The organism is Pseudomonas grimontii, from assembly GCF_007858185.1.
GTDB classification, from domain to species: Bacteria; Pseudomonadota; Gammaproteobacteria; order Pseudomonadales; family Pseudomonadaceae; genus Aquipseudomonas; species Aquipseudomonas grimontii.
On the sequence record NZ_VFES01000034.1, the window covers coordinates 1 to 26357 of the forward strand.

The 26357-nt window shown below is 60.0% G+C and carries 26 protein-coding genes and 1 tRNA gene; 11 read left to right on the top strand and 16 right to left on the bottom strand.

Annotated elements, in window-relative coordinates; genetic code table 11:
- Nucleotides 1-184: 184 nt before the first annotated feature.
- Nucleotides 185-952, bottom strand: coding sequence for an AraC family transcriptional regulator (locus tag FIV39_RS30765; protein WP_090403759.1), 768 nt, complete (start codon nucleotides 950-952; stop codon nucleotides 185-187).
- Nucleotides 953-1163: 211 nt separating this feature from the next.
- On the opposite strand from FIV39_RS30765, the gene FIV39_RS30770 reads away from it, so the two are divergent.
- Genes FIV39_RS30770 through FIV39_RS30780 form a run of 3 tightly spaced genes read left to right on the top strand, consistent with a single transcriptional unit; the run spans nucleotide 1164 to nucleotide 4332 of the window.
- Complete coding sequence (locus FIV39_RS30770; RefSeq protein WP_090403757.1) at nucleotides 1164-2090, top strand: 4-hydroxyproline epimerase; 927 nt, start codon at nucleotides 1164-1166, stop codon at nucleotides 2088-2090.
- Nucleotides 2091-2130: 40 nt separating this feature from the next.
- Complete coding sequence (locus FIV39_RS30775) at nucleotides 2131-3069, top strand: dihydrodipicolinate synthase family protein (RefSeq protein ID WP_090403755.1); 939 nt, start codon at nucleotides 2131-2133, stop codon at nucleotides 3067-3069.
- 3 nt (nucleotides 3070-3072) lie between these two features.
- Nucleotides 3073-4332 (top strand): FAD-dependent oxidoreductase, encoded by a 1260-nt coding sequence (locus FIV39_RS30780; protein WP_090403753.1) that lies wholly within the window; start codon nucleotides 3073-3075, stop codon nucleotides 4330-4332.
- Between the two features lie 246 nt (nucleotides 4333-4578).
- Here the strand turns inward: FIV39_RS30780 and FIV39_RS30790 are convergent, their stop codons facing one another.
- From FIV39_RS30790 to FIV39_RS33175, 4 genes are all read right to left on the bottom strand, one after another.
- Nucleotides 4579-5499: an ADP-ribosylglycohydrolase family protein gene (locus tag FIV39_RS30790; RefSeq protein ID WP_090403751.1), complete on the bottom strand. Its 921-nt coding sequence runs from the start codon at nucleotides 5497-5499 to the stop codon at nucleotides 4579-4581.
- 48 nt (nucleotides 5500-5547) lie between these two features.
- Nucleotides 5548-6555, bottom strand: a complete 1008-nt coding sequence (locus tag FIV39_RS30795; protein WP_090403749.1) for a GlxA family transcriptional regulator — start codon at nucleotides 6553-6555, stop codon at nucleotides 5548-5550.
- A gap of 314 nt (nucleotides 6556-6869) precedes the next feature.
- Nucleotides 6870-7478: a LysE family translocator gene (locus FIV39_RS30800; protein WP_090403747.1), complete on the bottom strand. Its 609-nt coding sequence runs from the start codon at nucleotides 7476-7478 to the stop codon at nucleotides 6870-6872.
- 282 nt (nucleotides 7479-7760) lie between these two features.
- A complete protein-coding gene (locus FIV39_RS33175) occupies nucleotides 7761-7919 on the bottom strand; it encodes a hypothetical protein (RefSeq protein WP_167361111.1) in 159 nt (52 codons plus the stop codon).
- Nucleotides 7920-8072: 153 nt separating this feature from the next.
- Between FIV39_RS33175 and FIV39_RS30805 the strand changes: the two genes are divergently transcribed.
- The 3 genes from FIV39_RS30805 to FIV39_RS30815 all read left to right on the top strand — a co-directional run bounded on the left by FIV39_RS30805 (nucleotide 8073) and on the right by FIV39_RS30815 (nucleotide 9717).
- The gene (locus FIV39_RS30805; RefSeq protein ID WP_090409947.1) at nucleotides 8073-8609 is read left to right on the top strand and encodes a GNAT family N-acetyltransferase; all 537 of its coding nucleotides are present in this window, start codon (nucleotides 8073-8075) and stop codon (nucleotides 8607-8609) included.
- Nucleotides 8610-8867, top strand: coding sequence for a hypothetical protein (locus FIV39_RS30810; RefSeq protein ID WP_090403745.1), 258 nt, complete (start codon nucleotides 8610-8612; stop codon nucleotides 8865-8867).
- Between the two features lie 601 nt (nucleotides 8868-9468).
- On the top strand, nucleotides 9469-9717 hold the full coding sequence (locus FIV39_RS30815) for a DUF6124 family protein (protein ID WP_090403743.1): 249 nt from the start codon (nucleotides 9469-9471) through the stop codon (nucleotides 9715-9717).
- Between the two features lie 744 nt (nucleotides 9718-10461).
- On the opposite strand, the gene FIV39_RS30825 is transcribed toward FIV39_RS30815, so the two are convergent.
- The 4 genes from FIV39_RS30825 to pvdQ all read right to left on the bottom strand — a co-directional run bounded on the left by FIV39_RS30825 (nucleotide 10462) and on the right by pvdQ (nucleotide 15183).
- Nucleotides 10462-11511, bottom strand: a complete 1050-nt coding sequence (locus FIV39_RS30825; protein ID WP_090403740.1) for a DUF262 domain-containing protein — start codon at nucleotides 11509-11511, stop codon at nucleotides 10462-10464.
- 2 nt (nucleotides 11512-11513) lie between these two features.
- Complete coding sequence (locus FIV39_RS30830; RefSeq protein ID WP_143513866.1) at nucleotides 11514-12278, bottom strand: FRG domain-containing protein; 765 nt, start codon at nucleotides 12276-12278, stop codon at nucleotides 11514-11516.
- Between the two features lie 330 nt (nucleotides 12279-12608).
- Nucleotides 12609-12682, bottom strand: a tRNA-Cys gene (locus tag FIV39_RS30835).
- 212 nt (nucleotides 12683-12894) lie between these two features.
- Nucleotides 12895-15183, bottom strand: coding sequence for a bifunctional acylase PvdQ (gene pvdQ, locus FIV39_RS30840; protein WP_090403738.1), 2289 nt, complete (start codon nucleotides 15181-15183; stop codon nucleotides 12895-12897).
- Nucleotides 15184-15421: 238 nt separating this feature from the next.
- On the opposite strand from pvdQ, the gene FIV39_RS30845 reads away from it, so the two are divergent.
- Nucleotides 15422-15802, top strand: coding sequence for a fe2+ zn2+ uptake regulation protein (locus FIV39_RS30845; protein WP_090403736.1), 381 nt, complete (start codon nucleotides 15422-15424; stop codon nucleotides 15800-15802).
- Here the strand turns inward: FIV39_RS30845 and FIV39_RS30850 are convergent.
- The 6 genes from FIV39_RS30850 to FIV39_RS30875 form a co-directional block, all read right to left on the bottom strand.
- Entirely contained in the window at nucleotides 15799-15987 is a 189-nt protein-coding gene (locus tag FIV39_RS30850; RefSeq protein ID WP_027606724.1) for a hypothetical protein, read from the bottom strand. The genes FIV39_RS30845 and FIV39_RS30850 overlap by 4 nt on opposite strands.
- Nucleotides 15988-16167: 180 nt before the next feature.
- Nucleotides 16168-16920: an ABC transporter permease gene (locus FIV39_RS30855; protein ID WP_390620722.1), complete on the bottom strand. Its 753-nt coding sequence runs from the start codon at nucleotides 16918-16920 to the stop codon at nucleotides 16168-16170.
- 11 nt (nucleotides 16921-16931) lie between these two features.
- On the bottom strand, nucleotides 16932-18131 hold the full coding sequence (locus FIV39_RS30860) for an ABC transporter substrate-binding protein (protein WP_090403732.1): 1200 nt from the start codon (nucleotides 18129-18131) through the stop codon (nucleotides 16932-16934).
- Nucleotides 18118-18921: an ABC transporter ATP-binding protein gene (locus tag FIV39_RS30865; protein WP_090403730.1), complete on the bottom strand. Its 804-nt coding sequence runs from the start codon at nucleotides 18919-18921 to the stop codon at nucleotides 18118-18120. The genes FIV39_RS30860 and FIV39_RS30865 overlap by 14 nt, the downstream gene beginning before the upstream one ends.
- The gene (locus FIV39_RS30870; protein WP_090403727.1) at nucleotides 18918-19979 is read right to left on the bottom strand and encodes an acyl-CoA dehydrogenase family protein; all 1062 of its coding nucleotides are present in this window, start codon (nucleotides 19977-19979) and stop codon (nucleotides 18918-18920) included. Before FIV39_RS30870 ends, FIV39_RS30865 begins: the two co-directional genes overlap by 4 nt.
- Before the next feature lie 40 nt (nucleotides 19980-20019).
- Complete coding sequence (locus tag FIV39_RS30875) at nucleotides 20020-20580, bottom strand: carboxymuconolactone decarboxylase family protein (protein WP_090403725.1); 561 nt, start codon at nucleotides 20578-20580, stop codon at nucleotides 20020-20022.
- A 101-nt stretch (nucleotides 20581-20681) separates the two neighbouring features.
- Between FIV39_RS30875 and FIV39_RS30880 the strand changes: the two genes are divergently transcribed.
- Entirely contained in the window at nucleotides 20682-21587 is a 906-nt protein-coding gene (locus tag FIV39_RS30880) for an AraC family transcriptional regulator (protein ID WP_090403723.1), read from the top strand.
- Here FIV39_RS30880 and FIV39_RS30885 read toward each other — a convergent pair.
- Nucleotides 21584-22495 (bottom strand): LysR family transcriptional regulator, encoded by a 912-nt coding sequence (locus FIV39_RS30885; protein WP_090403721.1) that lies wholly within the window; start codon nucleotides 22493-22495, stop codon nucleotides 21584-21586. The two genes, FIV39_RS30880 and FIV39_RS30885, sit on opposite strands and share 4 nt — an antisense overlap.
- 118 nt (nucleotides 22496-22613) lie before the next feature.
- Here FIV39_RS30885 and FIV39_RS30890 point away from each other — a divergent pair, with 118 nt between their 5' ends.
- The 3 genes from FIV39_RS30890 to FIV39_RS30900 all read left to right on the top strand — a co-directional run bounded on the left by FIV39_RS30890 (nucleotide 22614) and on the right by FIV39_RS30900 (nucleotide 26283).
- Nucleotides 22614-23609: an aldo/keto reductase gene (locus FIV39_RS30890; protein WP_090403719.1), complete on the top strand. Its 996-nt coding sequence runs from the start codon at nucleotides 22614-22616 to the stop codon at nucleotides 23607-23609.
- 142 nt (nucleotides 23610-23751) lie between these two features.
- Complete coding sequence (locus FIV39_RS30895; protein WP_090403716.1) at nucleotides 23752-25746, top strand: methyl-accepting chemotaxis protein; 1995 nt, start codon at nucleotides 23752-23754, stop codon at nucleotides 25744-25746.
- 78 nt (nucleotides 25747-25824) lie between these two features.
- Nucleotides 25825-26283: an SRPBCC family protein gene (locus FIV39_RS30900; protein ID WP_090403714.1), complete on the top strand. Its 459-nt coding sequence runs from the start codon at nucleotides 25825-25827 to the stop codon at nucleotides 26281-26283.
- The last annotated feature ends 74 nt before the right edge of the window (nucleotides 26284-26357 follow it).

The following is a 26357-nucleotide window of genomic DNA, read 5'->3' on the forward strand; positions in this document are numbered from 1 at the left end:
TGCCAACCCCATCAAGGCCTCCCCCCGTAGCAGCTGCCGAGCGCAAGCGAGGCTGCGTCAGGCGCGCTGCCGATTCAAGCTCGAGTCGCGGCCGACGCAGCCTCGCCGGGGCTCGGCAGCTGCTACGGGGTTTTACGCGGTGCTGGATAAGACCGTATCTACGCAAGGGAATCGAGTCGGGTGCTCAGCAGGTTTCCCGATACTGCCTCGGCGTAAACCCGGTCGACGCCTTGAACTGCCGCGTAAACGCGCTGTGGTCGGTATAGCCGCATTGCAGCGCCACTTCGGTAATCGGCATGTCGCTGTGCAACAGACGATGGGCGTGTTCCAGGCGCACTTTCTGGATCATCTGCCGGGGTGTCAGGTGGAACACGCGCTTGCAGTAGCGCTCCAGTTGCGCCACGGAAATCCCGGCGATGCGCGTCAGCTCGCCAAGGGTGACGCGACGGTTGAAGTGCGTGCGGATGTGCTCGTCCACGGCGGCCAGGCGTTGGTAGGCCGGGTGGGTTTCGCTGGCCGATTGCAGGTCGACCGAGATCCCGGCCAGGCCGATGATGCGGCGCTCGTGGTTGTACAGCGGCCATTTGTGGGTGAGGCACCAGCCGGGTTCGCGGCTGCCGTAGAGGTGCAGTTCGAGTTGGTCTTCCAGCACAAAGCCCTGCTCCAGCACGCGCCGGTCCTGCTCGGTGTAGCCCGGCCCCAATTGCGCGGGAAAGACTTCGGCGCTGGTCTTGCCCAGCAACGGCTGCAACTGCTTGAGGCCGCAACGTTGCACCAGGGTGCGGTTGGCGAGGACGTAACGGGCGTCCAGGTCCTTGATGAAGATGGCGGCATTGGGGATCACGTCCAGCATCGGCAGCAGTTGCACCACACCGGCCAATAGCTGCTCGATGCTGTGGGGAGGGCTAGCCCCGTGCCCTTGGCAAAGGCTCGCAAACGCGCTTTGAAGCATGAGTGTCACTCCCCGCCTTTCACCTCGATGGCAAGCAGATTGCCCCATGCCCGGGGTGCTGTCGAGCGTGGCGAACTGTGCTGAATTCGTCATCGTTGCCGGCAAAAAACATCAATCGCCGCCGCGCTTGCGCGTTCACGATAGGGCCGCTGCATGCCTATCCATACACTCACAAGAAGGCCTCCCACAGCTTTCATAGAGGGCGCGCGTTATGAAGCGACTGCATGTGATCGACTCCCACACCGGCGGCGAACCCACGCGCCTGGTGATGACCGGCTTCCCCGCGCTCAAGGGTGCGAGCATCGCCGACCAGTTGGAAAACCTGCGCACCGAGCACGACCCATGGCGCCGCGCCTGCCTGCTGGAACCGCGTGGCAATGACGTCCTGGTCGGCGCGCTGTACTGCGCGCCCGTCACCCCAGGCGCCACCTGCGGGGTGATCTTCTTCAACAACGCTGGTTACCTGGGCATGTGCGGCCACGGCACCATCGGCCTGGTGGCGTCCCTGCACCACTTGGGGCGCATCCAGCCGGGCGTGCACACCCTCGACACCCCGGTGGGGCCGGTGGTCGCCACGTTGCACGACGACGGCGCCGTGACCCTGCGTAACGTGCCTGCCTATCGCTATCGCCAGCAGGTAACGGTGGATGTGCCGGGCCATGGCGCAGTCCAGGGCGATATTGCCTGGGGCGGTAACTGGTTCTTCCTGGTTTCCGAGCACGGCATGGCGCTGGAGATGAACAACGTCGACGCCCTCACCGACTACACCTGGACGATGCTCAAGGCCCTCGAGGCCCAGGGCATCCATGGCGCAGACGGCGCCCTGATCGACCATATCGAACTGTTCTCCGACGACGCCGACGCCAACAGCCGCAAATTCGTCATGTGCCCCGGCAAAGCCTACGACCGCTCACCCTGCGGCACCGGCACCAGCGCCAAGCTGGCGTGCCTGGCCGCCGACGCCAAACTCGCCCCCGGTGCAACCTGGGTACAAGCCAGCATTACCGGCAGCCGCTTTGAAGGCCGTTATGAATGGGACGGCACACGTGTGATCCCCTTCATCACCGGCCGCGCCTACATGACCGCCGACAGCACCTTGCTGATCGACGAGCAAGACCCGTTTGCCTGGGGCATCTGAGCCCCTCCCTTTTGATTGAACGCTGTAAGGAGCTAGCACCATGAGCGACAACATCTTCACCGGCTGCATCCCCGCGCTGATGACCCCGTGCACCGCCGCGCGCAAGCCGGACTTCGACGCGCTGGTCGCCAAGGGCCGCGAGCTGATCGATACCGGCATGAGCGCCGTGGTGTACTGCGGATCCATGGGCGACTGGCCGTTACTCACCGAAGCCGAACGCCAGGAAGGCGTGGCGCGCCTGGTGGCGGCCGGCGTGCCGACCATTGTCGGTACCGGCGCGGTGAACAGCCGCGAGGCAGTGGCCCACGCCGCCCACGCGGCCAAGGTCGGTGCCCATGGCTTGATGGTGATTCCGCGCGTGCTGTCCCGTGGCGCTTCGGCCACCGCGCAAAAGGCGCATTTCTCGGCGATCCTCAAGGCCGCGCCCAACCTGCCGGCGGTGATCTACAACAGCCCCTACTACGGCTTCGCCACCCGCGCGGAGTTGTTCTTCGAACTGCGCCGCGAACACCCGAACCTGATCGGCTTCAAGGAGTTCGGTGGCGGCGCCGACCTGCGCTACGCCGCCGAACACATCACGTCCCAGGACGACAGCGTGACCCTGATGGTCGGCGTCGATACCCAGGTGGTGCACGGTTTCGTCAACTGCAACGCCACCGGCGCGATCACCGGTATCGGCAATGCCTTGCCCCGCGAAGTACTGCAATTGGTGGCCCTGAGCAAGCAAGCGGCCAAGGGCGATGCCAAGGCCCGGCGTCTGGCCCGTGAGCTGGAAGACGCGCTGGCGGTGCTGTCGTCCTTCGACGAAGGCTGCGACCTGGTGCTGTATTACAAGCACCTGATGGTACTCAACGGCGACCAGGGCTACGCCCTGCACTTCAACGAGACCGATGTGCTCAGCGATGCCCAACGGCGTTACGCCGAGCATCAGTACGCGCTGTTCCGCCAGTGGTATGCCAACTGGTCGAGAGAGGCGTAGCTGATGCACGACCCTGACCCTGCAGATATCGCCGTAATCGGAGCCGGCATCATTGGCGTTGCCTGCGCCCTGCAGCTGGCGCGCCAGGGGCGCAAAGTGCTGGTGATCGACCAGCAGGCACCCGGCATGGGCGCCTCCTATGGCAACGCCGGGCACCTGGCGACCGAACAGGTGTTCCCGATCGCCGACCTGTCGATCCTCAAGCGCTTGCCCGCCATGCTCATGGACCCCATGGGCCCGCTGCGCCTGGACTGGAAATACCTGCCGCGCGCCCTACCCTGGTTTATCCGCTTGCTGCTGAACCTGCGCCCGGCGAATTACCAGCGCACGGTGACGGGGATTCGCGCGCTCAATGAAGCAAGCCTCGGCGCCTGGCAGCGTTTGCTGGCAAGCCTCCAGCGCACGCAATTGTTGCGCGAAGACGGCTCGCTGCTGGTATTCGAACGTTCGGACTCGCGCGCAGCCATCGATGGGTTGCAACGCCGCATGCAGGCACAAAACGTGCCGGTTGATTTCTGGTCGGGGGATGCCATACGCGAGGTGGCCCCGCAATTGAGCACGCAGATCCAGGGCGGCCTGTTTTTCCCAGGGACAGGGCACTTCCTCGATCCTTACCAACTGGTCTGCGAACTGGTGGAGGCGGCCAAGGCCAGTGGCGTGCAGTTCCTCAAACGCCAGGTGCTGGATGCGCGGGTTGAAGCCGACGGCGTCACCGTGAGCACCGATCAAGGCACCTTTGCCGCCCGCCAGGTACTGATCGCCTGCGGCGCCCACTCGGCCAAGCTCACCGCCGCCCTGACCGGCAAGAAAGTCCCGCTGGACACCGAACGGGGCTATCACCTGATGCTGCCCCATGAACAACAACGCCTGCCGTTTGCCGTCACGTCCCTGGAACGCAAGTTCATCATGACCCCAATGGCAGGCGGCCTGCGCCTGGCCGGCACGGTGGAATTCGCCGGCCTCGACCGCCCGCCGAACATGGCCCGCGCGTGGCAGTTGCATCGGTTGAGCCGGGGGCTGTTTCTTGAGGACCTGAGCGTCGAGGATGCGACGCCGTGGATGGGCTTCAGACCGTCGCTGCCGGATTCGCTGCCGATTATTGATCGGGTGTGTGACGGGAAGGTGCTGCTTGCGTTTGGGCATCAGCATTTGGGGCTGACCCAGGCGGCGGTGACGGCGGAGATGGTGGGGCAATTGGCCTCAGTGGCGCCTGTGTGTTCAGGGTTGCCGGCGCTTGCGCCCTATCGACTGGAGCGGTTTTGAATCTTCGACGCAGCGCTGTCGCGCAGCAAACTGGGACCTCTGTGGCGAGCGGGCTTGTCGAATCGTCGCACCGCCCGCGTTGGGGGGCGAAGTGCCCCTGATGAAGACGAATGCGGTGTATCAGGCACTCCTCTGCGCCTGGTTTTGGGGCTGCTGCGCAGCCCAACGCGGGACAAACCCGCTCGCCACAATTCAGCTCGACAACTCCCACATTTGAGCTTCAGGGTTTTGCAGACGGTGCTCGTTTCACTGAACGAGATTTCGGGTCGCGGCCGCCAACAGGGCATCCGCCATGCCTTGGATTTCCTCGCGCATCCACAGCTTTTCCAACCAGCCGCCAGGAATCGCTTGGGCGCCATAATACGCACCGGCCAGTTGGCCAACGATGGCTGCGGTAGTGTCCGCGTCATCGCCCAAATTGGCCGCCATCAGCACTGCCGCCGCAAAGCTGTCGGTATGCTGGAAGCACCAGAGTGCCGCCTCAAGCGAGGCAACGGCGTAGCCGGTGCCGACGATGTCATCACGTGACTTCTCCCGGTAGTCCCCTTTCGCAATGCCGGCGACTTTGGCGGTCACGAGGTCCATGTGCGCCAAGTGCAATACCTGATCCTTTGAAACACCCTCAAGCGCATTGCTGATTGCCTGTGCCAGCACCAGGCAACATTCGATGGCCTCCTGAGCCGCGTGAGTGGTGCGCGAGCTTTCGGCGGCGTAATGGCGGATACGTTGAAGGTCAGGAAAGTAAAACAACACCACCGGTGCGAGGCGCATCATCGAACCATTCCCGGCGGAATACGGATCCGTAGAGCCTGAAAATGGGTTTGCACTGTCTTGATAGGCCGTCAGCGCATTGCTAACCGTCAGGCCAATATCGAAGCAGTCGCCGGTGGAGCTCAAATAGCCCCATTTCCACCAATTCAGATAGCGGCCCATCTGGTCTGCCGCGTCAAAACCCTCTTTGCGCAGCAGACTTTCAGCCAGGCACAGCGCCATTGAGGTGTCGTCGGTCCACTGGCCAGGCTTGAGGCTGAAAGGCCCGCCTCCCACCATATCGGTGAGCGGTGTAAAGGTGCCACGGGGCATGAACTCGACCGTGGTACCAACTGCATCACCACAGGCCAAGCCCAGCAGACTGCCGCGATAACGATCCAAACGTGTCAGAGACATCGGTCTTCCTTGAAAAATCATGCCGGGATGCATGAAACGGCAGCCACTTTACTTGACCAACCGCTTCTCCTTGGAGGGGCGATATCCGAAATATGAGCTGTAGCACTTGCTGAAGTGGCTCGGCGAGACAAACCCGCACGCCACCAGCACTTCCACCTGTGACAGTTCGGTGTGCTGCAACAACCGGCGTGCTTCGGTGACGCGCAGTTCCATGTAGTAGCGCTGCGGCGTGGTGCCCAGTTGTTCCTTGAACAGGCGCTCCAGTTGGCGGCGCGAGCGGCCGGCATAGACGGCGAGTTGGTCGAGCTCCAGCGGTTCTTCGAGGTTGGCGTCCATCAGCTTCACCACTTCGCGCAGGGGCGCGCTGACGCTGACGTTTTCGGTGGGTTTGATGCGCCGGTAACGCGACTCTTCGAAGGCCAGGATGTCTTCGATACCTTCGACCAGAGCCTTGTCGTGCAAGCTTTTGATCCAGTCCAGGGCCATGTGGAAGGCACCGGAGGGGCTCGACGCGGTGAGGCGGTCGCGGTCGATCACGTAGGGTTCGCTGGTGACGTGGGTGGCCTTGGACACTTCCGCCAGGGCCGGGCGGTGTTCGGGGTGGATGGCGCAGCGGTAGCCCTGCAACAGGCCGGCACGGCCGAGGAACCATGCGCCGTTCCACAACCCCGCGAGGCTCACGCCCTGCTCGGCGGCGCTGCGCAGCAGTTGGATCAAGTGGTCGTCGGCCTTGAGCTCGGTGCGAAAACCGCCGCAGATCACCAACAGATCCAGGCCGTGCAGCGCAGAGGCATCGAGACGCGCATCCGGGCGGATCACCAGGCCCAGGTCGCTGATCACTTCCCCGTCGTCACAACCGAAGGTACGCGTGGCGAACAGATCAGGCCGCAGCAGGTTGGCGGTGACCACGGTGTCGAGCGTCTGGGTGAATGCTGGCAGGGAGAAATGTTCGAGCAGCAGGAAGCCGACGCGAGTGACCGCCGCCGGCTGGGAGGTTTCGTTGAGGTAGCGCAGGTTCTTGCCTTTCATGCCACCGCTGAACTGGCGTCTTTCCATCGAGGGTTGGCCCACTTTTATTGTTGATGCAATGGGCGCCATCTTAGGGGGAAAAACGCTGGCTGTCTCAGGCACTGATCTTGAAAAAACCACAGGCCCCAAAAGCCCGTGACAGAACACTCGCAAGCGCATCTGATACGGTTTTTTCTTTGTTATCTGCGCCTGTATTGAAAACCCGACCGGGCGGACAATAGCCCACATCCCCACCCCTTCCCTTCGGAGGCCTTATGACCAAGATGGCGATTTTCCTGTTCGGTTTTTTAGTGCTGACCATCGGCATCGGCCTGCTGGCGACCATCTCGCCGGTCTGACGCCTAGCCGGCAAACAACATCGGGTACAGCGACAGCACCAACAGCCCGGCCATTGACCAATTGAACAGCCTCAACCAGCGCGGCTCGCGCAGCACATTACGCAAGCCGCTGCCACATCCGACCCACACGCACACGCTGGGCAGGTTGACCACGGCAAAGACCAACGCAATCACCAGCACGTTGGTGACATACCCCTCAGCCGGCGTATAGGTGGTGATGGCCCCCAGCGCCATGATCCACGCCTTGGGGTTCACCCACTGAAACGCCGCCGCGCCGAGGAAGGTCATGGGCTTGCCGTGTTCATCATTGCTATCGGACATGCCGCCCGCCGTGGCGATCTTCCAGGCCAGGTACAGCAAGTACGCCGCCCCCACGTAGCGCAACACCGTGTAGGCCCACGGGAATACCTTGAACACTTCGCCCAGCCCCAGGCCGACCGAAATCACCAACAGCATGAAACCGATACTGATCCCCAGCGCATGGGGCATCGAGCGGCGAAACCCGAAGTTCACCCCCGAGGCGAGCAACATGGTGTTATTCGGGCCAGGGGTGATCGAGGACACGAAGGCGAACAGCACAAAGGCTGACAACAGGCTGGTAGACATGAACATGGTGCGGCATCCGAGCGGTGTGATATGCCTGCGACAGTAGTGGGTTATGCGCCGCGGCGCCCCGTACAGCCAGGCACGGATCGAGGCATACACTTCTGGCGCAAAATGGCTCAGGCGCTTTCACAAACCTTTCACAGACGCCCCCTTATGGTGAACCCAGCTCCTAATGAACATCCCTTTTAGCCCGTGCTCCCCATCGCGGGCTTTTCTTTGCCTGGGATTTATCCCGGGCAAAAAAAGAGGTGGGTCATTGTTCATGGCCCACCTCTCGTTGACTGACCGTTAACGCGGACCGCCACCAGGGCCGCCGCCTTGACCATGACCACCACCGCCATGGCCACCCCCACCGCCACCGCCCGGCGGCATGAATATCCAGCAGCCCGACAAGGTCGACAACAGCGCGACAACAACAGCCGCCTTGGTTAGGTAATTCAACTTCATGACAACGCTCTCTGCTTTACAAGGTTGGGTGTACGTAAAGTAAGACCGCCGCCACTGAAGTCCGTCACGGGTTTCGTGTAACGTCTTGGTAGGGTTTGTGTGGGGGTAGATACACGTCAATTCATTGGGTACGCGTTAACCGGGGGGAAGAACATGCTCAACATTCGTGCAGCGACTAAGGCCGATCTCGATAGCCTGCGTGCGGTCGGCTGCGAGACCTATCAAGCGCATTTTTCGACACTCTGGTCTCCCGCAGGCATGCAGGACTTTCTCGAACAGGATTTCTCACGGGATTCGCTCAGCCGCTCACTTGACCGGCCCGCCCGTCATTCGTGGCTTATCGCCTCAGACAACGAGGGTGCACCCCTGGGCTTCGCCAAGGTCAACTGGTCAACGCCGGCACCGATCACCGGTGAACTGGGTGCAGAGCTGCAAAAAATCTACTTTCTCAAATCTGCCGCGGGGCTTGGCTATGGCAGGCAACTTTTGCAGTTTATCTGCGATCAGGCGGTGCAGCGCGCTGAACACTTGCTGTGGCTGGACGTGCTTAAGAGCAATTCAAATGCCCAGCGATTTTACGCAGGGTTTGGGTTTCGACGGATCGGTGAAATCCCCTTCAGCACGGATTTGGCAGAAATAGGGATGGTGGTCATGGGCCTTGAACTGAATCAGCACCAGGCGGAGAAGTAGATGAAAGAGTTGATACAGGGCCTCGACGGACCCAGGACTGCCCAGCAGGAATTGTTTTATGACCTGGAAGATGCAGCGGCCGTTATTGGATGGTCGGTGATGGAACTGACCACCCTGGCGGCGAGTGACAAGGCGCCGAATGACACAATGGCATTGCAGAAGATATGTGCGTTGCTGAAGGCTCAGCAGGACAAAATAGTGGCGTATGCAGGTGAAGTTAAGCGCCAGCGTATTAACAGGTCTGAGGTGATTGGCTGAAGCAACTCGGCGGGTCAGCCCGAAACACCGTGAGTACGTCGAGCGTGGTTGCAAGTGCGCCCAGAAATGTCGAGGTGTAGGCCAGTATGGCCCATAGCATCAAACTGTGAACGAGCAGCGCCCCATTGTGGTCCCCGCTTTTACCTGAAAAAACCTAAATGTGATGAGCACACAGCCGCGCAATCGAGCTTCGGATTTTTCCCACACTCTGACGAGGTTGAGCCATAGGAAGTAACTTGGCTAGGATTCGCCGCCGCAGTAAATCCTGTGGCCGGGTGTCGCAACCTGAAGTAGTCTGAGGCGCGGTAGCGTCATAGCTCTGTAGCGGGCGCTTTTTTTGTGCCTGTTTACCGCATCTATGGTGGACCGTGTGAGGCGGGCTTTTGCCCGGCCGGTACCCTCGGACACCGGTTTGCGACCCTCGCACGGTCCACCACCCACCCGTGTCGCAACGGCGGTGGTGGCCTCTTAACTTTCCGAGGGTCTAGAGGATGTTTTCTACAGATAAAAGCTATCCAGTCGATCAAGTCAAAATCACATCTGAGCAATGGCACTCAGCGGTGAATGCTCACTCAATGTTTAACGCATTGGAGCGGGCCTTATGAAAACCAATCCAAACGACGACGATCTTCTCACCAGCGTTTTTAAGGTCAGGCCTGGGCTAAGTTTCGAAGAAGCATTAGTGAATGCGAGTGAAATACTGGCGTCAGTGGCTGCTATGGCGAATGAACAGGCATTTGCTTCTAGTGGAACGCAGCGTCTTCAAATATTTGGGTTGGCGCAGCTGATTGAAAATTCGAAACTTCTAGTGGATGTTGCGCTGGAGAAATCGAGCCCAGTAAATCCCTGATTGCTGAGTGCCGCGCAGTAACCCTGGGGCAGGCCATCAACTCTCAACTCGAAAATCATGGTCTGACCCCATTTATGCTCTGGAGCAAAACCTACCTGTGCCTTATCAGTCATGCGGGCAGAGCTCTTGCCATCAGAAAACGAATAGGTCATCCACCAGGGTGCAAGCGGAAAATAGGCTAATGTAAAGAGCGGTAATAGCAAAAAGCCAACAACAAAAGAGGGGAAGTGTATGTGGCTACGTAATCAATACACAGGGCCTGGCGGAGGAGCCTATACAGGGCCAGGTGGTGGTCTGTATACAGGCCCCGGTGGAGGAGCGTATACGGGACCTGGTGGTGGATGCTATAGCGGGCCAGATGGAGGCATGTATACAGGACCTGGTGGTGGACTCTACACGGGTCCAGGCGGCGGCCTTTACACCGGACCTGGTGGCGGACTCTACACGGGCCCTGGTGGTGGTTTGTATACGGGCCCCGGCGGAGGACTCTATGCCGGCCCAGGAGGAGGAATGTACGCTGGCCCTGATGCCACCCCTTATATGAGCAATATCCCCCCATGGCTTGTTTTAATTGAGTACCTAGAAAAAAATGGTATGAGAGATGTTTCTCAGTTCATCAGGGACAGCTACGCTTCCTCATAGTTTAGTTCCACCACAGGCGCCAAGCTACTCGTACACATACAAAAATCTCGCTCGCCACGCATTACGCGGGGTTAGCGAGACTTACGAATACCCAGCTACGCACTACACAACCGAAAAACTATGAGCGTCAATATATCCACCACCATTGATAAACTCCCTTAGCACGTAATGGCGAACATGATAACTGAACTCATCATTTGTACTACGACTAACAGAGTTAAAAGCAATTACGGCAGGATGGGTTTTATAGTCATTTCTAAAAACCTCAAAATCGCGCAGTCGCAGTAAAAAGTCAGGGTGACAACCGAATTCCCGAGTCAACCAATAATATACCGGCAGCATCCCAGAAGACTTAAGCAAAGGGTTACCATGACCAAAAATTTTATACATCAAGTCAAGGTTTTCCATTACCCGGCCAGCCGTTTCAGAAAAACCACTTTCTGTAAGAATCGCCTCAGAGACAAACCTATCAAGATTAGTTTTCTTCGTTTCAACGAAAACCCCACGATGCTCAATAATTAACAACTTGGCAGCCACGTTTTCGTGCTGTTTTCTCTGATTCGTAAAGCCTACACCGCTTGTAAAAAAGACATGCCCTGCGATCTCCCTGATATATTTAGGCACCTCTCCAGCCATAGCGCTACGAACTTCCGCCCCTGTAAGCGGTTTACTTTTATTAAGCCTCACAAACAAATCATTAATTCGATCAGCTTGATTTGTTATTACCGACATAACTGACAAATTAAAGCTTTCTATCCTCCTAATAATTCTAGGATGTTCACGCTCAATATCACGAGCCGTCATACCGGCTAGACGAATAGACTTATCAGCCAAATATTTCATATCCGGATTCAAGGATATTCGACCATCCAAAAAATCAAAAATAGCTTCAAATCTTTGACGACCATCTATTACTGCATAAGGTCTGCCGGCGGTATTTAAATCACTACTCGCATAGCTAAAATCCGCAATATAAAATTTTGGAACATCATAGCCATTAATGATTGAGTCAATGAGATATGCTTTATCCTTAGGAGCCCAAACCCCAGACTTTCGCTGATAGGAAGGAGACAAATCAATCTGATCTCTCTCCGCGTACCACCAACTGATGCTTGTAGTGGAGAACGGCCGAACTACAAAAATATTATCCATTTTTAAAATCCGTACGAAGTCTTAATTTCAGCACCAAGCCCAGAAAGGTCGGGATACACTACCGAGTGGGTATATCCGATCGCGAGCAACGTCTCATACATTGCAGGCTTTAGTTCTGCCGGTATTTTAAAGCACGTCAAACATTCATCAGCATATTTTTTATCTTCCATTGGCTCAGCTGACTTACAGAACATTACAAATGTTCCACGTTGCGCCGTTATACGAGGATTAGTATGATTCCCGAATATTGCTATTGGATCACTTGGTGAAAAATCATCACCAGGATCTTTAAGAAACTGAGTGGCTTGCGACATTGTAGGATCAGGGATACGATCTAACTGCGCATTATTTAACGCGAGCTTATTCCACTTGATAGGATCAAGCATCCAAACACAAGCATCATCTTCTTTCGCGCTACTCGACAACGCAAAATACAGCGCAATGAAAGGATTTTCAGTCCAATCTAGCAGGCGCGTTGGTACCCCGTAGTGCTGCTGCAGAAATAACCAATCAAAATCTGTAGCAGGCGTAGCAGATAGAAATGGGGCGCTGGTTTGAAGAAAGCGCATCTTGAGCTGCTGCTCTAACTTCAATGGATCCTTCCTAGCCGCCAAAACTTCCTTGTGTCTAAGTAAGGTTGGCTCAAGCCTGTATAAAGGGTATTTTCCGCTCCCTCGGAACCAGCGTGGGCTCTTTGACTCATCTAATGACAATTCTATGTATTGCATTATTTCATGCAGCTTGCCGACTTCAACCGGATCCTTCATGTGTAGTCGTCCACCCACCGTTAAGATTTTTACGAATGCAATTTGCCATCATGAGAATTTAACGATGAGTCTGTCAAGTCAACCGAATACCTTTTATGGGCGAGCCTATCCCAACTAAAATAATCCACCCAAAGCTGCAGGCACCCAGTTCATGATCACCATTTCGCTGCTAACCGCGACCTTTGTCTGCCGCTGACTCGCCATACTGTACCGAATTTCCACCATCTCGACGTGCAACCCTTCAAATACGCGGCGAATGTCAGGGAACGGATCCTAAATCGCAGGCAATAAAAAACCCCGCAGACCATTGATCTACGGGGTTTTCAAGAGTGGAGGCCGAGGTCGGAATCGAACCGGCGTAGGCGGATTTGCAATCCGCTGCATAACCATTTTGCTACTCGGCCTCAAACGATCAACGCCCTTGCTGCTGACATTCACCGCATAAAAACTTGAGTGGGCTATAAAACCCTGCCTCTACTCTAACTCATTGAATACATTGAAGTTTTTAATGCTTCGTTGCGTTCGATGGGCGCCATTATGTACTCATTTGCTTTTGCCTGCAACCCCTTGATTTCAAAAATATTTCGCATTGGCATCAAGGGGTTGCGTGCCTGCCCTACTCCTTGATGAGCTGCTGCTGGTACTGCGGGTCGGCCTTGATCTGGGCGTCGGTGAACGGCAGCGGGCGCAGCTTTTTTTCGGAGAACGCTTGGGTCTGGTCCTTCGAGTATGTCGAGGCCGGGTTGCTGGACAGGGAAAACGCGAGCACGCCTTGGGCGTGTGGGCCCTGGTCGTCGAAGGTGACGATCTGCAGGTAGCTGCTGCCGCTGACCACTTCGCGCTTGCCGTCGGCCCGGGGCACGGTTTGCATGGCGTTGTAGATCCCCAGCGCCTGCGGGCCGCCGTGGATTGGGGTCTGGCCGCTGACCTGGATATCTCCCCATTTAGTGTCGGCGCCAAGGCCGAGTTTGGCGACGGTTGCGGTGGAGGCCAGCATGGCTTCGCGCAGGGCCTTGGCCACGGGCGCACGGTCGATGGCCAGGCCGCGTGGGGTGGTCAGGGGCTGGGCCGGGTCGAACGCAACGCGCCAGGCATCGGGGATCTGTTGCAGGTGTTCGATCAGGTTGATGAAGTGCACCAGGCCCAGGCCGCTGTCGAGGTTGGCGTGCCGGTCCCAGTCGTTGAGGCTGGTGCACAGCGGCGTCAGGGCAGCCGTGTCGGTGCCGAGGTGTTTGGCACAGAACGCCAGCAGGTCGGGCATGACTTGGCCGGCAAGGTAGACCTCATTGTCCATGACCATGTTTTGCAGGTCGGCGACGCTGATCGGTCGGCCCTCCAGGGATTGCAGGCGTTGCACGGCGAAGCGTGCGCGTGGGCCGAGGCCGATGTGGTCCTGGCTGATCACCGGGGAGAAGCCGGTCAACGGCGCCTTGGGGTTGGCCATCCACGCCGAATCGTTGGAGTGCTGCACGTAGTCGCTACGCTCCAGCTGCGGCAGCTGGTCGGCGGGGAAGATGCCGGCCTGGGCGGCGCGCGGGTCGACGTCCCAGGCGCAGGCGCTGTGGGCACCGTCGAGCATGATCATCTGCAGGCCGGCACGCGGGTCGCTGCATTGCGCCAGTTTGGCCGCGCTGACGTTGGGCACCACCGACAGGTTCATGTACAGGCTCTGGCCCTGGTCATCGGCGGCCAGGGTGTTGACCCACGGGATGCCTTGCAGGGTGTGCACCGAGGTTTGCAGGTCCTTGAGGCTGGTGGCGCGGTTCATGGCGTACCACTGTTGCAGCACGCGGTCGTTGCCCAGGTTGGCATCGCGCAGGCTGAAGGCGTAGTGATTGTCCCAATCCAGCTTACCAGGCCATTGCACCACGGGGCCGAACTGCGAGCTATAGACCGGATGGGTCACCGGTTTAATGCTGCCGTCCGCTTGCTTGACCTGCACCGTCACCGAGGTTTTTTCCAGGGGGATGGATTTTCCATCCAGCAGATAGCGCGTGGAGTCCTTGGGATCCAACGTCAGGCGATACAGGGTGAAGTGCTTGGACGTATCAACGGTGTGCGTCCACGCCACATGCTGGTTGAAGCCGATATTGATCACCGGCAGGCCCGGCAACGCGGCGCCCATCACATCCAGCTGGCCGGGGATGGTCAGGTGCATTTCATAAAAACGCATGCCGCCCACCCACGGAAAATGCGGGTTGGCCAACAACATGCCACGCCCGTTGAACGAACGGTCACGCCCCACCGCCACGGCATTGCTGCCGCGATCGAGGCTGAAGCGCTGTTGATTGGCGGCGGCCAGTTCAAACGCCTTGGCGCTGGGCTGCACACTCGCCGTTGCCTGAGGCGGCTTGGCGCCGACCAGGGCCTCGGCGAATTGGCCGACCCCGCCTTCCACCAACAGCCTGCGGGTCAATTTCACCAGGTCTTCAACCACCAGCGGCCGCACCCAGGCGGCCTGGCACTGGGCCGGCGCGCCCTGCTCTTTGAGGTAGCGGTTGTAACCGGCCACGTAGCCTTCCATGCGCTGCTGGATCTGCGGGCTTTGCGCCTTCCAGAAGGCCGCCACGGCACCCGGCGTATTCAGCCAGGTAAAAAACACATCGCTGGCCAGGTTGTTGCGTTCTTCCAGGGTCGACTGCTCGGGGCCGAAGAACCTGGCCCGTTCGCCGTTCACCGTGACCACTTCATTGGCCAGCAGGCACAGGTTGTCCTGGGCATAGGCGTAACCGATGCCCAGGCCCAGGCCGCGCTCATCGTTGGCGCGAATATGCGGCACGCCGAAACTGGTACGCCGGATGTCCGCCGACGCTTGCGTCACCTGTTCCCGCGCCGATGCAGCCAGGCTCAACCCCAGCAACAGCCCCGTCACGCACACCCTGGACAACCCGTTGGAAATAATCACACAGACTCCGCAGTCAAATTGAACACCCTCACCCGGGATTACTACCCCACCGTAAGGACGCAAAAAACCGCGAAGAATTTAACCAGGCCAGACGTTTATTTAAGGCGCTACAGATGTGACAAAACCGATACCGACAAAATTTCTACATCGCTCACTTCATGATTTCGCTCGCTCGTTCGTCTTATTGGATAAGAGCGCCATCATTTTCCTGATCAGGCTCTGATAAGGAGTTTTTTGCATGTACAACCCGCAAGTGCCCACGGACGGACATTCATCGGTCGCCGAAGCCAATTTTGGCAACGGCGCGCAAGCATTCGGCAAATCGCCCGAACAGCAAGGCAACCAACGTATTCGGCATTTACTCAAGTGTTTTGGTTTACGCACCAGCCTGATTCGGCTGAAGGTCATCGACGCCCTGCTCACCGCCGCCGACAACCAGCGCGCCCTGGGGGTACGCGGCGTGCACAGCCACCTGCTGGCGCTGGGCATCCCGTTGTCGTTCCTGAGTGTGCGCGAGGTGCTCAAGCGCCTGTGCAGCGAGGGGGTGATCACCCTCAATGCGGATAAAAGCTACAGCCTCCATGAAGAGGCTGCGAAGGTACTCGAAGGTCGGGCTTAGAGCTTGACCTTGCGGCGCATGATGCCGTTGATCACCACCACGACCACGGCGACGGCAATGGCGATGGTCTGGAACGTCTTCTCACTGATAAACCCGATGTTCTGCAGATAGGACAGGCCAAACATCGTCGCCAGTACCGCCAGGGCGATCAGAATCGAGTATTTCAAGCGTTGCTTTTGTGTCATGACGGGTTCCTGAACCGGAAGAATTATCCACTGTGTAACGCCGAACAGGCCGGGGCATACCCGGGCGACGGGATACACCGAGGTCGACAGGGGCTTATGTTACAGGTGATGAAAAGCTTTGGCTCGTCCGACCTGCCGCTCACTACGACAGCAATGGGGCCCCTGGCTCAGGCTATGTCTTCACAGGCTCCCCCCATGCACCCACCGCTGATGCAACCCGCGTGCAAGCGCATCCAAGGCAAACCCCAGCAGCCCGATCAACAACACCATCGCCATCAGTTCCGAATAGGCCAGACGATCACGCGTATCCAGGATGTAATAGCCAAGCCCTGCACTGACCCCGAGCATCTCGCACGGCACCAGCACGATCCACAGGATCCCGATGGCCAGCCGCACGCCGGTCAGCACGTGACCCACCACACCGGGGATGATCACTCGGCGCAAGGTTTCCCAGCGCGTGGCGCTCAGGCTGCTGCTCAACTGCAACCAGCGCGGGTCGAGCTGGCGCACGCCGGCCGCGGTGTTGAGCATGATCGGCCACACTGCGGCAAACGCCAGCAGGAAGTAGATCGGTTGGTCCCCTACCCCCATCAGCATCACCACGATGGGCATCCAGGACAGCGGCGAGATCATCCGCAGAAACTGGAAGGCTGGCGTGGTCGCCGCTTCCAGGTTGCGCGAACTGCCCACCAGCAGCCCAAGTGGCACCCCCACCAGCAAGGCCAGGAACAGCCCGACGAAGATACGCTTGAGGCTCACGGCGATATGCAGATACAGCTCACCGCGCCCCAGCAATTCCCACAGGCTGCTGCAGGTGGCCGCCAGCGAAAAACGCGCCGACAGGCCACCCGCATCCCCCCACACCTTCACCCCCAGCCACCACAGCAGTAACAAACCGCCCAGGCCACTCAGCCCGAGCAACCAACCCGGGATTCTGCGGTTGTTCAAACGCCAATCTCCTCGGTCCGCTCAAAACCGTCGGGCAAGCCGAAGGTGCGCATGCCGCCGACCGCTTCGATGGCGTTGCGCACAAAGCGGTCATCCACCAGATCCTTCGCGACAAACGCCGGGTCCAGGTCGGCGAGGAATGTCTTGTTGCCCTCGATCAGCGTGTCTTTCAAGCGCCGCACCAGTTCCTCGGTGTAGCTGGGGAATGGATAAGGTTGGAAGTCGATGCGGTGCTCGTCCCAGTTGGCGTGCTGGATCGCGCCATCGGCCAGGTAGGCAGCGCGGTCGGCAGCGGTCGGCGCCAGGACTTTGCTCAACACCGGCTCGGCATGTGGTGTGTAGCGGTTCGGACCGTGCTTGGACAGCAGCTTCACCGCCTCTGCGCGGTTATCACGGGTCCAGACCTGTGCCTTGACGATGGCGTTCACCACTTTCTGCGACCACTCCGGGCGATTGGTCAGGTCGTGTTCGTGCATGAACACCACGCAACAGGCATGGTTGCGCCAGACATCCCCGGTAAACCGCTGCACACGCCCGACCTTGAGGTTCTCCGCCAGGGCGTTGAACGGCTCGGCGACGATATAACCGTCGATGCGCTTGCTGGCCAGGGCCGGCGGCATGTCCGAAGGCGGCAGCACGATCAGGTTGACTTCGTTGGCGCCAATCGCACTGCCGGCGGCACGCGCCACCGGGGTCAGGCCGTTGTCGCGGAACAGTTGCTGCACCACCACGTTATGAATCGAATACCAGAACGGGATCGCCACCGACTTGCCGCCCAGTTGTTTCACTTCGGTAATGCCCGGTGCCACGGTGAGGCCGGAACCGCCCACATGGTTCCACGCCACCACCTTGGCCGGCACCTGGCTGCCATAACGCGCCCACACGGTCATCGGCGACAGCAGGTGGATCACGTTGACTTGCCCGGAGATAAACGCCTCGATCACCTGCGCCCAACTGCGCAGTAACACCGGGCGCTCGGCCTTGATGCCTTCGGCTTCGAACAGGCCGTTGTTATGTGCCACCAGCAAGGGCGTCGCGTCAGTGATCGGCAGGTAGCCGATGCGCACCGGCGCATCCGGCTCGCTGGCGGCACGGGCCTGCAGGCTGCTCAGCAGCGGTAAGGCACCGGCGGCACTGAGGACTGCGGAAAGTTTGAGAAAGTCACGCCGCGAGTGGGTCAGGTCATCCAGGCACATGGCTGGGCTCCAGCAGATCAAGGGATTGGGGTTGAGGGCGGCTCGCCTGCCGTAGGGTTTTAAGAATCTCGATGCGCAGAGCGCCGATGGCTTCTACCTGTTCTTCGCGCGGTTGCGGCAGGTCGATGCGCCATTCGCCCAGCGTCCGCGCCGGGCGGTTGCCCAGTAGCAGGATGCGGTCGGACAACAACAGTGCTTCGTCGATGTCATGGGTGATCAACACCGCCGCCGAACCCTGCTCACGGTTGACCTTAAGCAACAGGTGCTGCATATCGGCACGGGTCACTTCATCCAGCGCACCGAAGGGCTCATCCAGCAACAGCACCTGGGGCTGGCGCGCCAGGCAACGAGCCAACGCGGTGCGCTGGGCCATGCCGCCGGACAACTGTGACGGAAATTGCTGGCGTGCGCGCTCCAGGCCGACCGCTGCGATGGCATGGTCGACGCGCTGGCGGCGCTCGTCAGCGCTCAGGTGCGGCTGGCGGGCGAAATCCAGGCCGAACGCAACGTTCTTTTCCAGGCTCAACCAGGGCAACAGACTCGGGTCCTGGAACGCTACGGCGACACGTGGATGGGGTCCGTTCAACGGCTCGCCCAACACCTGCACCTTGCCATCCTGGGGCGCCTGCAATCCGGCGAGCACACGCAACAGGCTGGACTTGCCGACCCCGCTGGGACCCAGGATCGACACCACTTCACCTCGCTGCAATTGCAGGTCGAAGCCTTGCAACACCGGGCCGCTGGCATACCCCAGGCAAATCCCCCGGGCACTCAATACCGCCCGGCTCACAGGTTGGCCTGGCGCTGCAACTCGGTGCGCAATTGCACCAGGCTGGGCGTGACGATCGGTACAAACGCCGACTCACGCCAGCGCCGCGCAAACCCACTGCCATGGGCTGTGAGGTAGGCCTTGCCACCGCTGGCCTGCAATTCCAGCTGTACGGCGCTGGCGGCGGTTTCGGCCAGGCCGATGCGCAACTTGAACAACGGCACCGGCTCAGCGGCGAAGCGCCCGGCGAGCAGGCCATTCTTCAGTTCGTTCACCCAGTGATCCAAGGTCACGCGCAACCCGTCAAGCTCTTCGCGCAACACCGTGCGTGCAGCGCCTAAGTGGTTGGCGACTTCCGCCAACGAGCGACGCGCCAGGCCGATCGACATACCGCACTGCAAACCGAGGAACGCTGGACGCACGGCCGGCAGGAACCTGCGTGCATCCTCGTGCAGCAACCAGTCGCGACTCAGCTCGACGCCTTCGAGGCCCAGTGCTGCGGTGTTGCTCGATTGCAGGCCGAGCAGTTCCAGGTCGCCGGAACGTTGCAGGCCCGCCACCGAATCCGGGATCGCCAGGATAAACGGCGCGCCGCCGCCGGTATGCTCGATCGCCGCCGCTGCCACAAAGCCGTTCTTGCGCAGGTTGGTCACCCAGTGCAGGCGACCGTTGAGGGTCCAGCCGTGATCGTTCGGCTCGGCGCTGATCTGCAGCGTCTCGATGCCCGACAGGAACTTCATCGCATTCGACAAACCGGTGGCCCCCGCCAGCCTGCCGCTGAGCAGGTCCGGCAACAATTGCTCGCGCAGCCGCTCATTCGGGCTCTGCAACAGATACTCGATAAACGAACGCTGGCCCCAGCACACAAAGGCCGCCGCCAACGAATGGCTGGCGACATTGGCGATGGCCTCGACCGCGCCCGCCACATCGCCGCCCAGTCCACCGAAGGCTTTAGGCACGCCGATACGCAGCACATTGGCTTGCGCCAGCCGTGGCAGCACTTCCTGGGGATCGCAACTGCCCACATCCAGGGCCTGCGCTTGAACATCGAGCCAACGGCTCAAGATTGGGTCAAGCATTCATGTTTCTCCTTGTCAAAGCAGCGGGACCACCAGCCATTCAGCTGGCCGGTTTTTCCCAACGGTATTGCGCCAACTCCGGGTTCAGCGGGGTACGGGCAAACACGTTAGCGAAGTTGCACAGGGTTGCCAGGCTCACCCCCAAAATAACTTCCAGGGCCTGGCCTTCGGTGAAACCGGCGGCGCGGAACGCGTCAAACCCTGCATCGCTGACATCGCCACGGGTAGCAATGACTTCCCGCGTGAAGGCGGCGAGTGTCTCATAACGGGCGTTGGGCAATTCGCCACGCTGGCGCAAGGCGTCGATGACGTCTTCCGGCAGCTTGGCCTTGTTGCGCGCCACGGCGGTGTGGCCGGCGACGCAGAAATCGCAGCCGTGGGTGGTGGCGGCAATCAATTGCACCACTTCGCGATCGGCCAGGCTCAGCTCGGCCTTGGCGTTCAGGCCCGAAACGGTGATGTAGGTTTCCAGCGCCGCCGGGGCATTGGCCAACACGGCCAGCAGGTTGGGGATGAAACCCGAGGCTTTCAGCGCGTTTTCCAACAACGGCTTGGCGGCGGGTGGCGCGGTTTGCGGGGTGAGCAGCGGTACACGGGACATGGAGCGGTCTCCTGAGGGTTCGTGTATCCAGTCTGTTGGTTATAAGAAATCCTCTCAATAGGCTAAAGTAGCGATTACTTGCTCTTGAGTCTTTCCATTAGATGAATTCTTCCAGTGCACTTGTCGATTGGTTATTAGATAGCCTCGAACTCAACACCAGCCTGTTTCATGTGGGGCGCTACTGCGGTGACTGGCATGCCAGCACCCACGGCCTGGCGCGAGCGAGTTTCCACCTGGTCGTGCAGGGCGAGTGCTGGCTGCATATCGACGGCGAACCCACGCCCGTCGAGTTGAACAACGGCGACGCGGTGTTCCTGCTCCGTGACCTTGAGTATCAGTTGTCCGGGGAAGCCACGGCGGCCGGCGCGCGGGAATGTCCGCGACGCCCGATGCTGCCGCTGGACAGCGGCGCCAGCGACGGCGTGGGGCTGGTGTGCGGGTTCTTTCACTTCCAGTCCGGTTTGTCGGCGATGATCGTCGATACCCTGCCCGCGTGGATCGTCCTGCGGGCCGGTGACCCGTCGCTGACGGCGGCACGCAACCTGTTCGAACTGATCCTGCAAGAGTGTAAACGCACCCCGGCACCTTCTAGCGCCTTGCTGGAGCGCCTGTGCCACCTGCTGTTCCTGTATGTACTGCGCCAGCAAGTGCTCGATAACAACCAACTCGGTGGTCTGGCCGCACTGGGTCGTCAGCCGGCGTTCGCGAACCTGCTGGAGCGTTTGATCGCCCGTCCGGCGGACGCCTGGACGCTGGAAAGCATGGCGACCTGCACCGGCTTGTCGCGCTCGGCGTTTTTCAAGCGCTTCACTGAATTGTGCGGGCAGTCGCCCGGCCAGGTGCTGCTGATGATGCGCATGCGCCACGCCTGCCAATTGTTCAAACAGGACCAGACGGTGGCAGATGTGGCCCTGGCGGTGGGTTATCAGTCCGTGGCAGCGTTTACCCGAGCCTTCCACAAAGTGACCGGGCAGCAGCCCGGCGCTTATCGCAAGGCCCAGGCCTAGCGTTGCAAACCGGTGCCAGGCCGGCCGCACAGCTCAACCAGCCAATCCACAAACACCCTCACCCGCTGTGACAGTTGACGATGGGGCGGATACAGCGCCGTCAGTGCCATTTTCGGCACTGGCAACTGCGCCAGCACGGGTACCAGGCTGCCCTGGGCCAGTTGCCGCATCGCGTGATAGTGCGGCGCCTGAATCAGGCCGTAGCCCGCTTCGCACGCGGCGAAATAGCCGTCGGAGCTGTTGACCGCCACGCGCTTGGACAAATGGATCGGGTGCACGGCGTTGCCAATCAGAAACTCCAGGCCGAACCGCTTGCCGCTGGCCGTGGAGACATACTCGACCATCTGGTGATTGGCCAGGTCCTCGAGGGTCGCGGGTATGCCCATGCGTTCCAGATACCCCGGGCTCGCCAAGGTCAACTGGTCCATCATTGCCAAAGGCCTGGCCACCAGCGACTCATCCAGCGCCAACCCGCCACGCAGCACACAATCCACACCTTCACGGATCAGGTCCACCGGGCGGTCGTTCAGGCCTATGTCCAATTCGATCTGCGGATAGCGCGCGGTGAACGCCGGCAACGCGGGAATCACAATCAAGCGCCCGATGCCCGAAGGCATGTCCACACTCAAGACGCCGCGCGGGTTCTGCCGTTGGGTGGAGAACACCGCCTCGGTTTCTTCCAGGTCCGTGAGTAACTGCACGCAACGCTGGTAATACGCCGCGCCGTCGAGGGTCGGGCTGACCTGGCGCGTGGTGCGCTGCAACAGCTGTACGCCGAGGTGCGCTTCCAGTTGCTTGATCAGGACGGTCACCGAGGCGCGAGGCAATTGCAGGCTGTCGGCGGCCTTGGCGAACCCGCCCAGCTCGACGATCCGAGTGAATACGCGCATCGCGTTAAAACGGTCCAAGGGCCACTCCCGCCTTCAATTATTTAGATATTACGAATAGTGATAGTGGTTTTAGCCTGTTTATCCCGATTTTGTCGAGAGCAACAATGGACGCCTTCATATAAAGGAGCTGAACCCCATGCACACTCGTCAACTCGGTAAAAACGGCCCACGTGTTTCCGCCATCGGCCTCGGTTGCATGGGCATGACTGATTTCTACACCCCCGGCAGCGACACCACGGAGGCCACCGCCACCCTGCACCGCGCCTTGGAACTGGGCGTCAACTTTCTCGACACCGCCGACATGTACGGCCCGCATACCAACGAACAATTGATCGGCAAAGCCATCGCCGGCAAACGTGACCAGGTGTTCCTGGCGAGCAAGTTCGGCATCGTGCGTGACCCGGCGAACCCGGCGCTGCGCGGCGTCAATGGCCGTCCCGAGTACATCCGCGACGCCATCAACGGCACCTTGCAGCGCCTCGGCGTGGAAACCCTGGACCTGTACTACCAGCACCGCATCGACCCGGACGTGGCCATCGAAGAAACCGTCGGCGCCATGGCCGAGCTGGTCAAACAGGGCAAGGTGCGTTACCTGGGACTGAGCGAAGCCTCGGCGGCAACACTGGAGCGGGCGCACAACGTGCATCCCATCAGTGCGCTGCAAAGCGAATATTCGCTGTGGAGCCGCGACCAGGAAGACAACGGCTGCCTCGCCGCCTGCCAACGCCTGGGCATCGCGTTTGTGCCTTACAGCCCCCTGGGCCGGGGATTCCTCACGGGTGCGCTGAAAAGCCCGGATGACTTCGGCGCCGATGACTACCGCCGCACCAACCCGCGCTTCCAAGGGGAAAACTTTGCCAAAAACCTGCAACTGGTTCAGCAGGTGCAAACCCTGGCGGCGGACAAAGGCGTTACCGCCGGGCAACTGGCGCTGGCCTGGGTATTGGCGCAAGGCGACTACATCATCCCGATCCCCGGCACCAAGCAGCGCAAGTACCTGGAAGAAAACGTAGCCGCCGTGTCGATTGACCTCAGCCCGGCCGAGCTGGCGGCACTCGATGCACTCTTTCCCGCCAATGCAACTGCCGGCCTGCGCTATCCCGAAGCCGTGATGGCGATGCTGGACATCTGATCAGACTGCACAGGAGCACCGTTAAGCGGCGCTCCTGCTTTCTTGTACCACTGCGCCTAAAGCTCTTCCTCGCCAAGCCGATAGCCCTACGAAGCTCCAAAAAAGCCGCGTCGATAATAAACGCTTCGTAAGGACGACCCCCATGCCCCCACTGCGCTCCATTCAAGCTCGCTATACCCTGTTTCTGGTGCTGTTCGTCCTGGTGCTATTCGTGTTGACCGTCGTCGGTATCGGCCAGTTGGTCGCGCCCACGCTGCGCCATACCGAAGAACAGGTGGTGCTCAACCGCATCAGCGAGGTGGCCGAACAGATCCAGGGCGAACTGAACAAGGTTCAGTCCCAGCAACGCACCATCACCCAAACCATTCCCCTGCTCGACAGCGATGCCATCGACAAGGTCCTGCCCGGCCTGGTCGACCAATACGGTGAGCTGAAGGTGTTCGGCGGCGGTATCTGGCCGCTGCCCAACCAGCGCACGCCGGGGCGCAACAAGCACAGTACGTTCTGGCACCGTGATGCCTCGGGCAAGCTAGCGGTGAACACGTTCTGGAACAGCGACCCCGCCCCCAATTATTACGACCAGAGCTGGTACAAGGGCGGCCTCGCTTCGCCACGCGGCCAATGTGCCTGGGCCGCGGCCTACAAGGACGACGCCAGCCAGGAGCCGCGCACCAACTGCGCCATGGCAATCCAGCGTGACGGCGCGGCGTACGGCGTGGCCACCATCGACGTGACCCTCGGCTTCTTCAACGACTTGGTTGCCAGCAAGGAAAAGGACATCGGCGGGCAGATGCTGATCGTCGAAGGCGACGGCAAGATCATCAGCAACAGCACACGCCTGAACAGCCCGGTGGTCCTGAAGAACATCAGTGAATTGACCGCCACCTCGGCCTTTGCCACCCAGGTCAGCAAAGCCCTCGCCCATCGCGACCAGGCCTTGCAGCGCAGCGAGTTCGACAACCAGGGCGTGGCCAGCACCTTCTACATGCGCCCTATCGAAGGCACACCGTGGTTCCTCGCCACCGCCCTGCCCACCTCACTGATCACCGCCCAGCGCGATGACGTGCTCGGCAGCCTGGCCTTGCTGCAAATTCCCATGGTGTTGCTGCTGGTGCTGCTGGCGGTGTATGCGATCCGCCAATTGGTGCAGCGCATGAAAACCCTGAAGACCAACATCGACGCGCTGTCCACCGGTGATGCCGACCTGACGCGGCGTATCACCATCCGCGCCGAAGACGAACTGGGCGCCATCGGCCATTCGGTGAACCGCTTTATCGTCTACCTGCAAGACATGATCGGCGAAGTGACCCAAGCTACCGGGGCCATGTCATCGGGCCTTGAGCAATTGCAGCACACCTCGGCGCACACCAACAGCATCCTGGTGCGCCACGCCTCGGAGACCGACCAGACCGTCACCGCCATCACCGAAATGAGTTCCACCGCCGATACCGTGGCGCAAAACGCGGCGGAAACCGCCTCGTTCACCCAGCGCGCCAACGAACACGCCGACCGCTCCCGCGTGGTGGTGGGTGAAGCGTCCACCAGCGTCAGTGCGCTGATCGGCGAAGTCGCCAGTGCCACCCACACCGTCGAGAACATGCGCCAGGACGCCGCGCGCATCACCGAAACCCTCGGCGTGATCGGCGCGATTGCCGGCCAGACCAACCTGTTGGCCCTCAACGCCGCGATTGAAGCCGCACGCGCCGGCGAGCAAGGTCGTGGTTTTGCGGTGGTGGCAGACGAAGTCCGTGCACTGGCGGCGCGTACCCAGGCCAGCACCTCGCAGATCAATGAAATGCTCGCGCGCCTGACCACCGGGGTCAGTTCGTCGGTGGCGGCCATGGAAAACACCCAAGCCAGTTGCCAGTCGGCGGCGGATGCCACGGCACGGGTGAACACCGGCCTCGACGAAATGGCCGGCTCGGTCAGCCATATCAATAACCTCAGCACCCAGATCGCCACCGCTGCCGAGCAGCAAAGTGCGGTGACCGAGGAGATCAACCGCAGCATGGTGCATATCCGACATATGGTCGAAGAGCTGGTGCAGAGCGGCCATGCCACCGAAACCAACACGCAGAGCCTGCTGGACGCCAATGGCCGGGTGATTGCGTTGATGAGCCGTTTCAAGGTGCGCTGATACATGGCTGAAACACTCCCGTGCAATGTGCGGGAGTGGGACTATTCTGACAGTTCACAGCCACACAGGAGGTGTGCCATGCGTGCTGTCAAGCAGTCGGTCCGCGTGGAGCGGATCAGTCAGGAACGTTTTATCCAGGCGCCTATCGATGCCATTTACGACTATGTGACCCAACCGGATCGCTGGCACGAATGGCACCCCACCTCCCTCGGTGCCGACACCGGCACCACCGGTTCCCTCCCCGCCGGGGCGCGTTTTACCGAAATGATCGACTTACTGGGAGTGCGCGTGCCCATGAGCTACCGCGTGCAGATCGCCCGGCGTCCCGACGAGTTCAAGACAGTGTTCACCTCACTGGCCGTCGATGGCTCGATTCACTACTTCTTGCAGCCCTTTCGCGACGGCACACTGTTCAAGCGCGTGCTGACCTATGAAACCGAATTGCAGTTGGCCAGCCTCCATGAACGCATGATCGAGCTGTCGGCGATTGCATTGGACCGGCTCAAGCAGCGGATGGAAAACGCGCTCTCCGTATAATTTTGAAACATTAACCCAACGTCCCACGGATAAAAGCAGGGAGAATGCCCGGCTTACTGCCCGGTATTGGACGA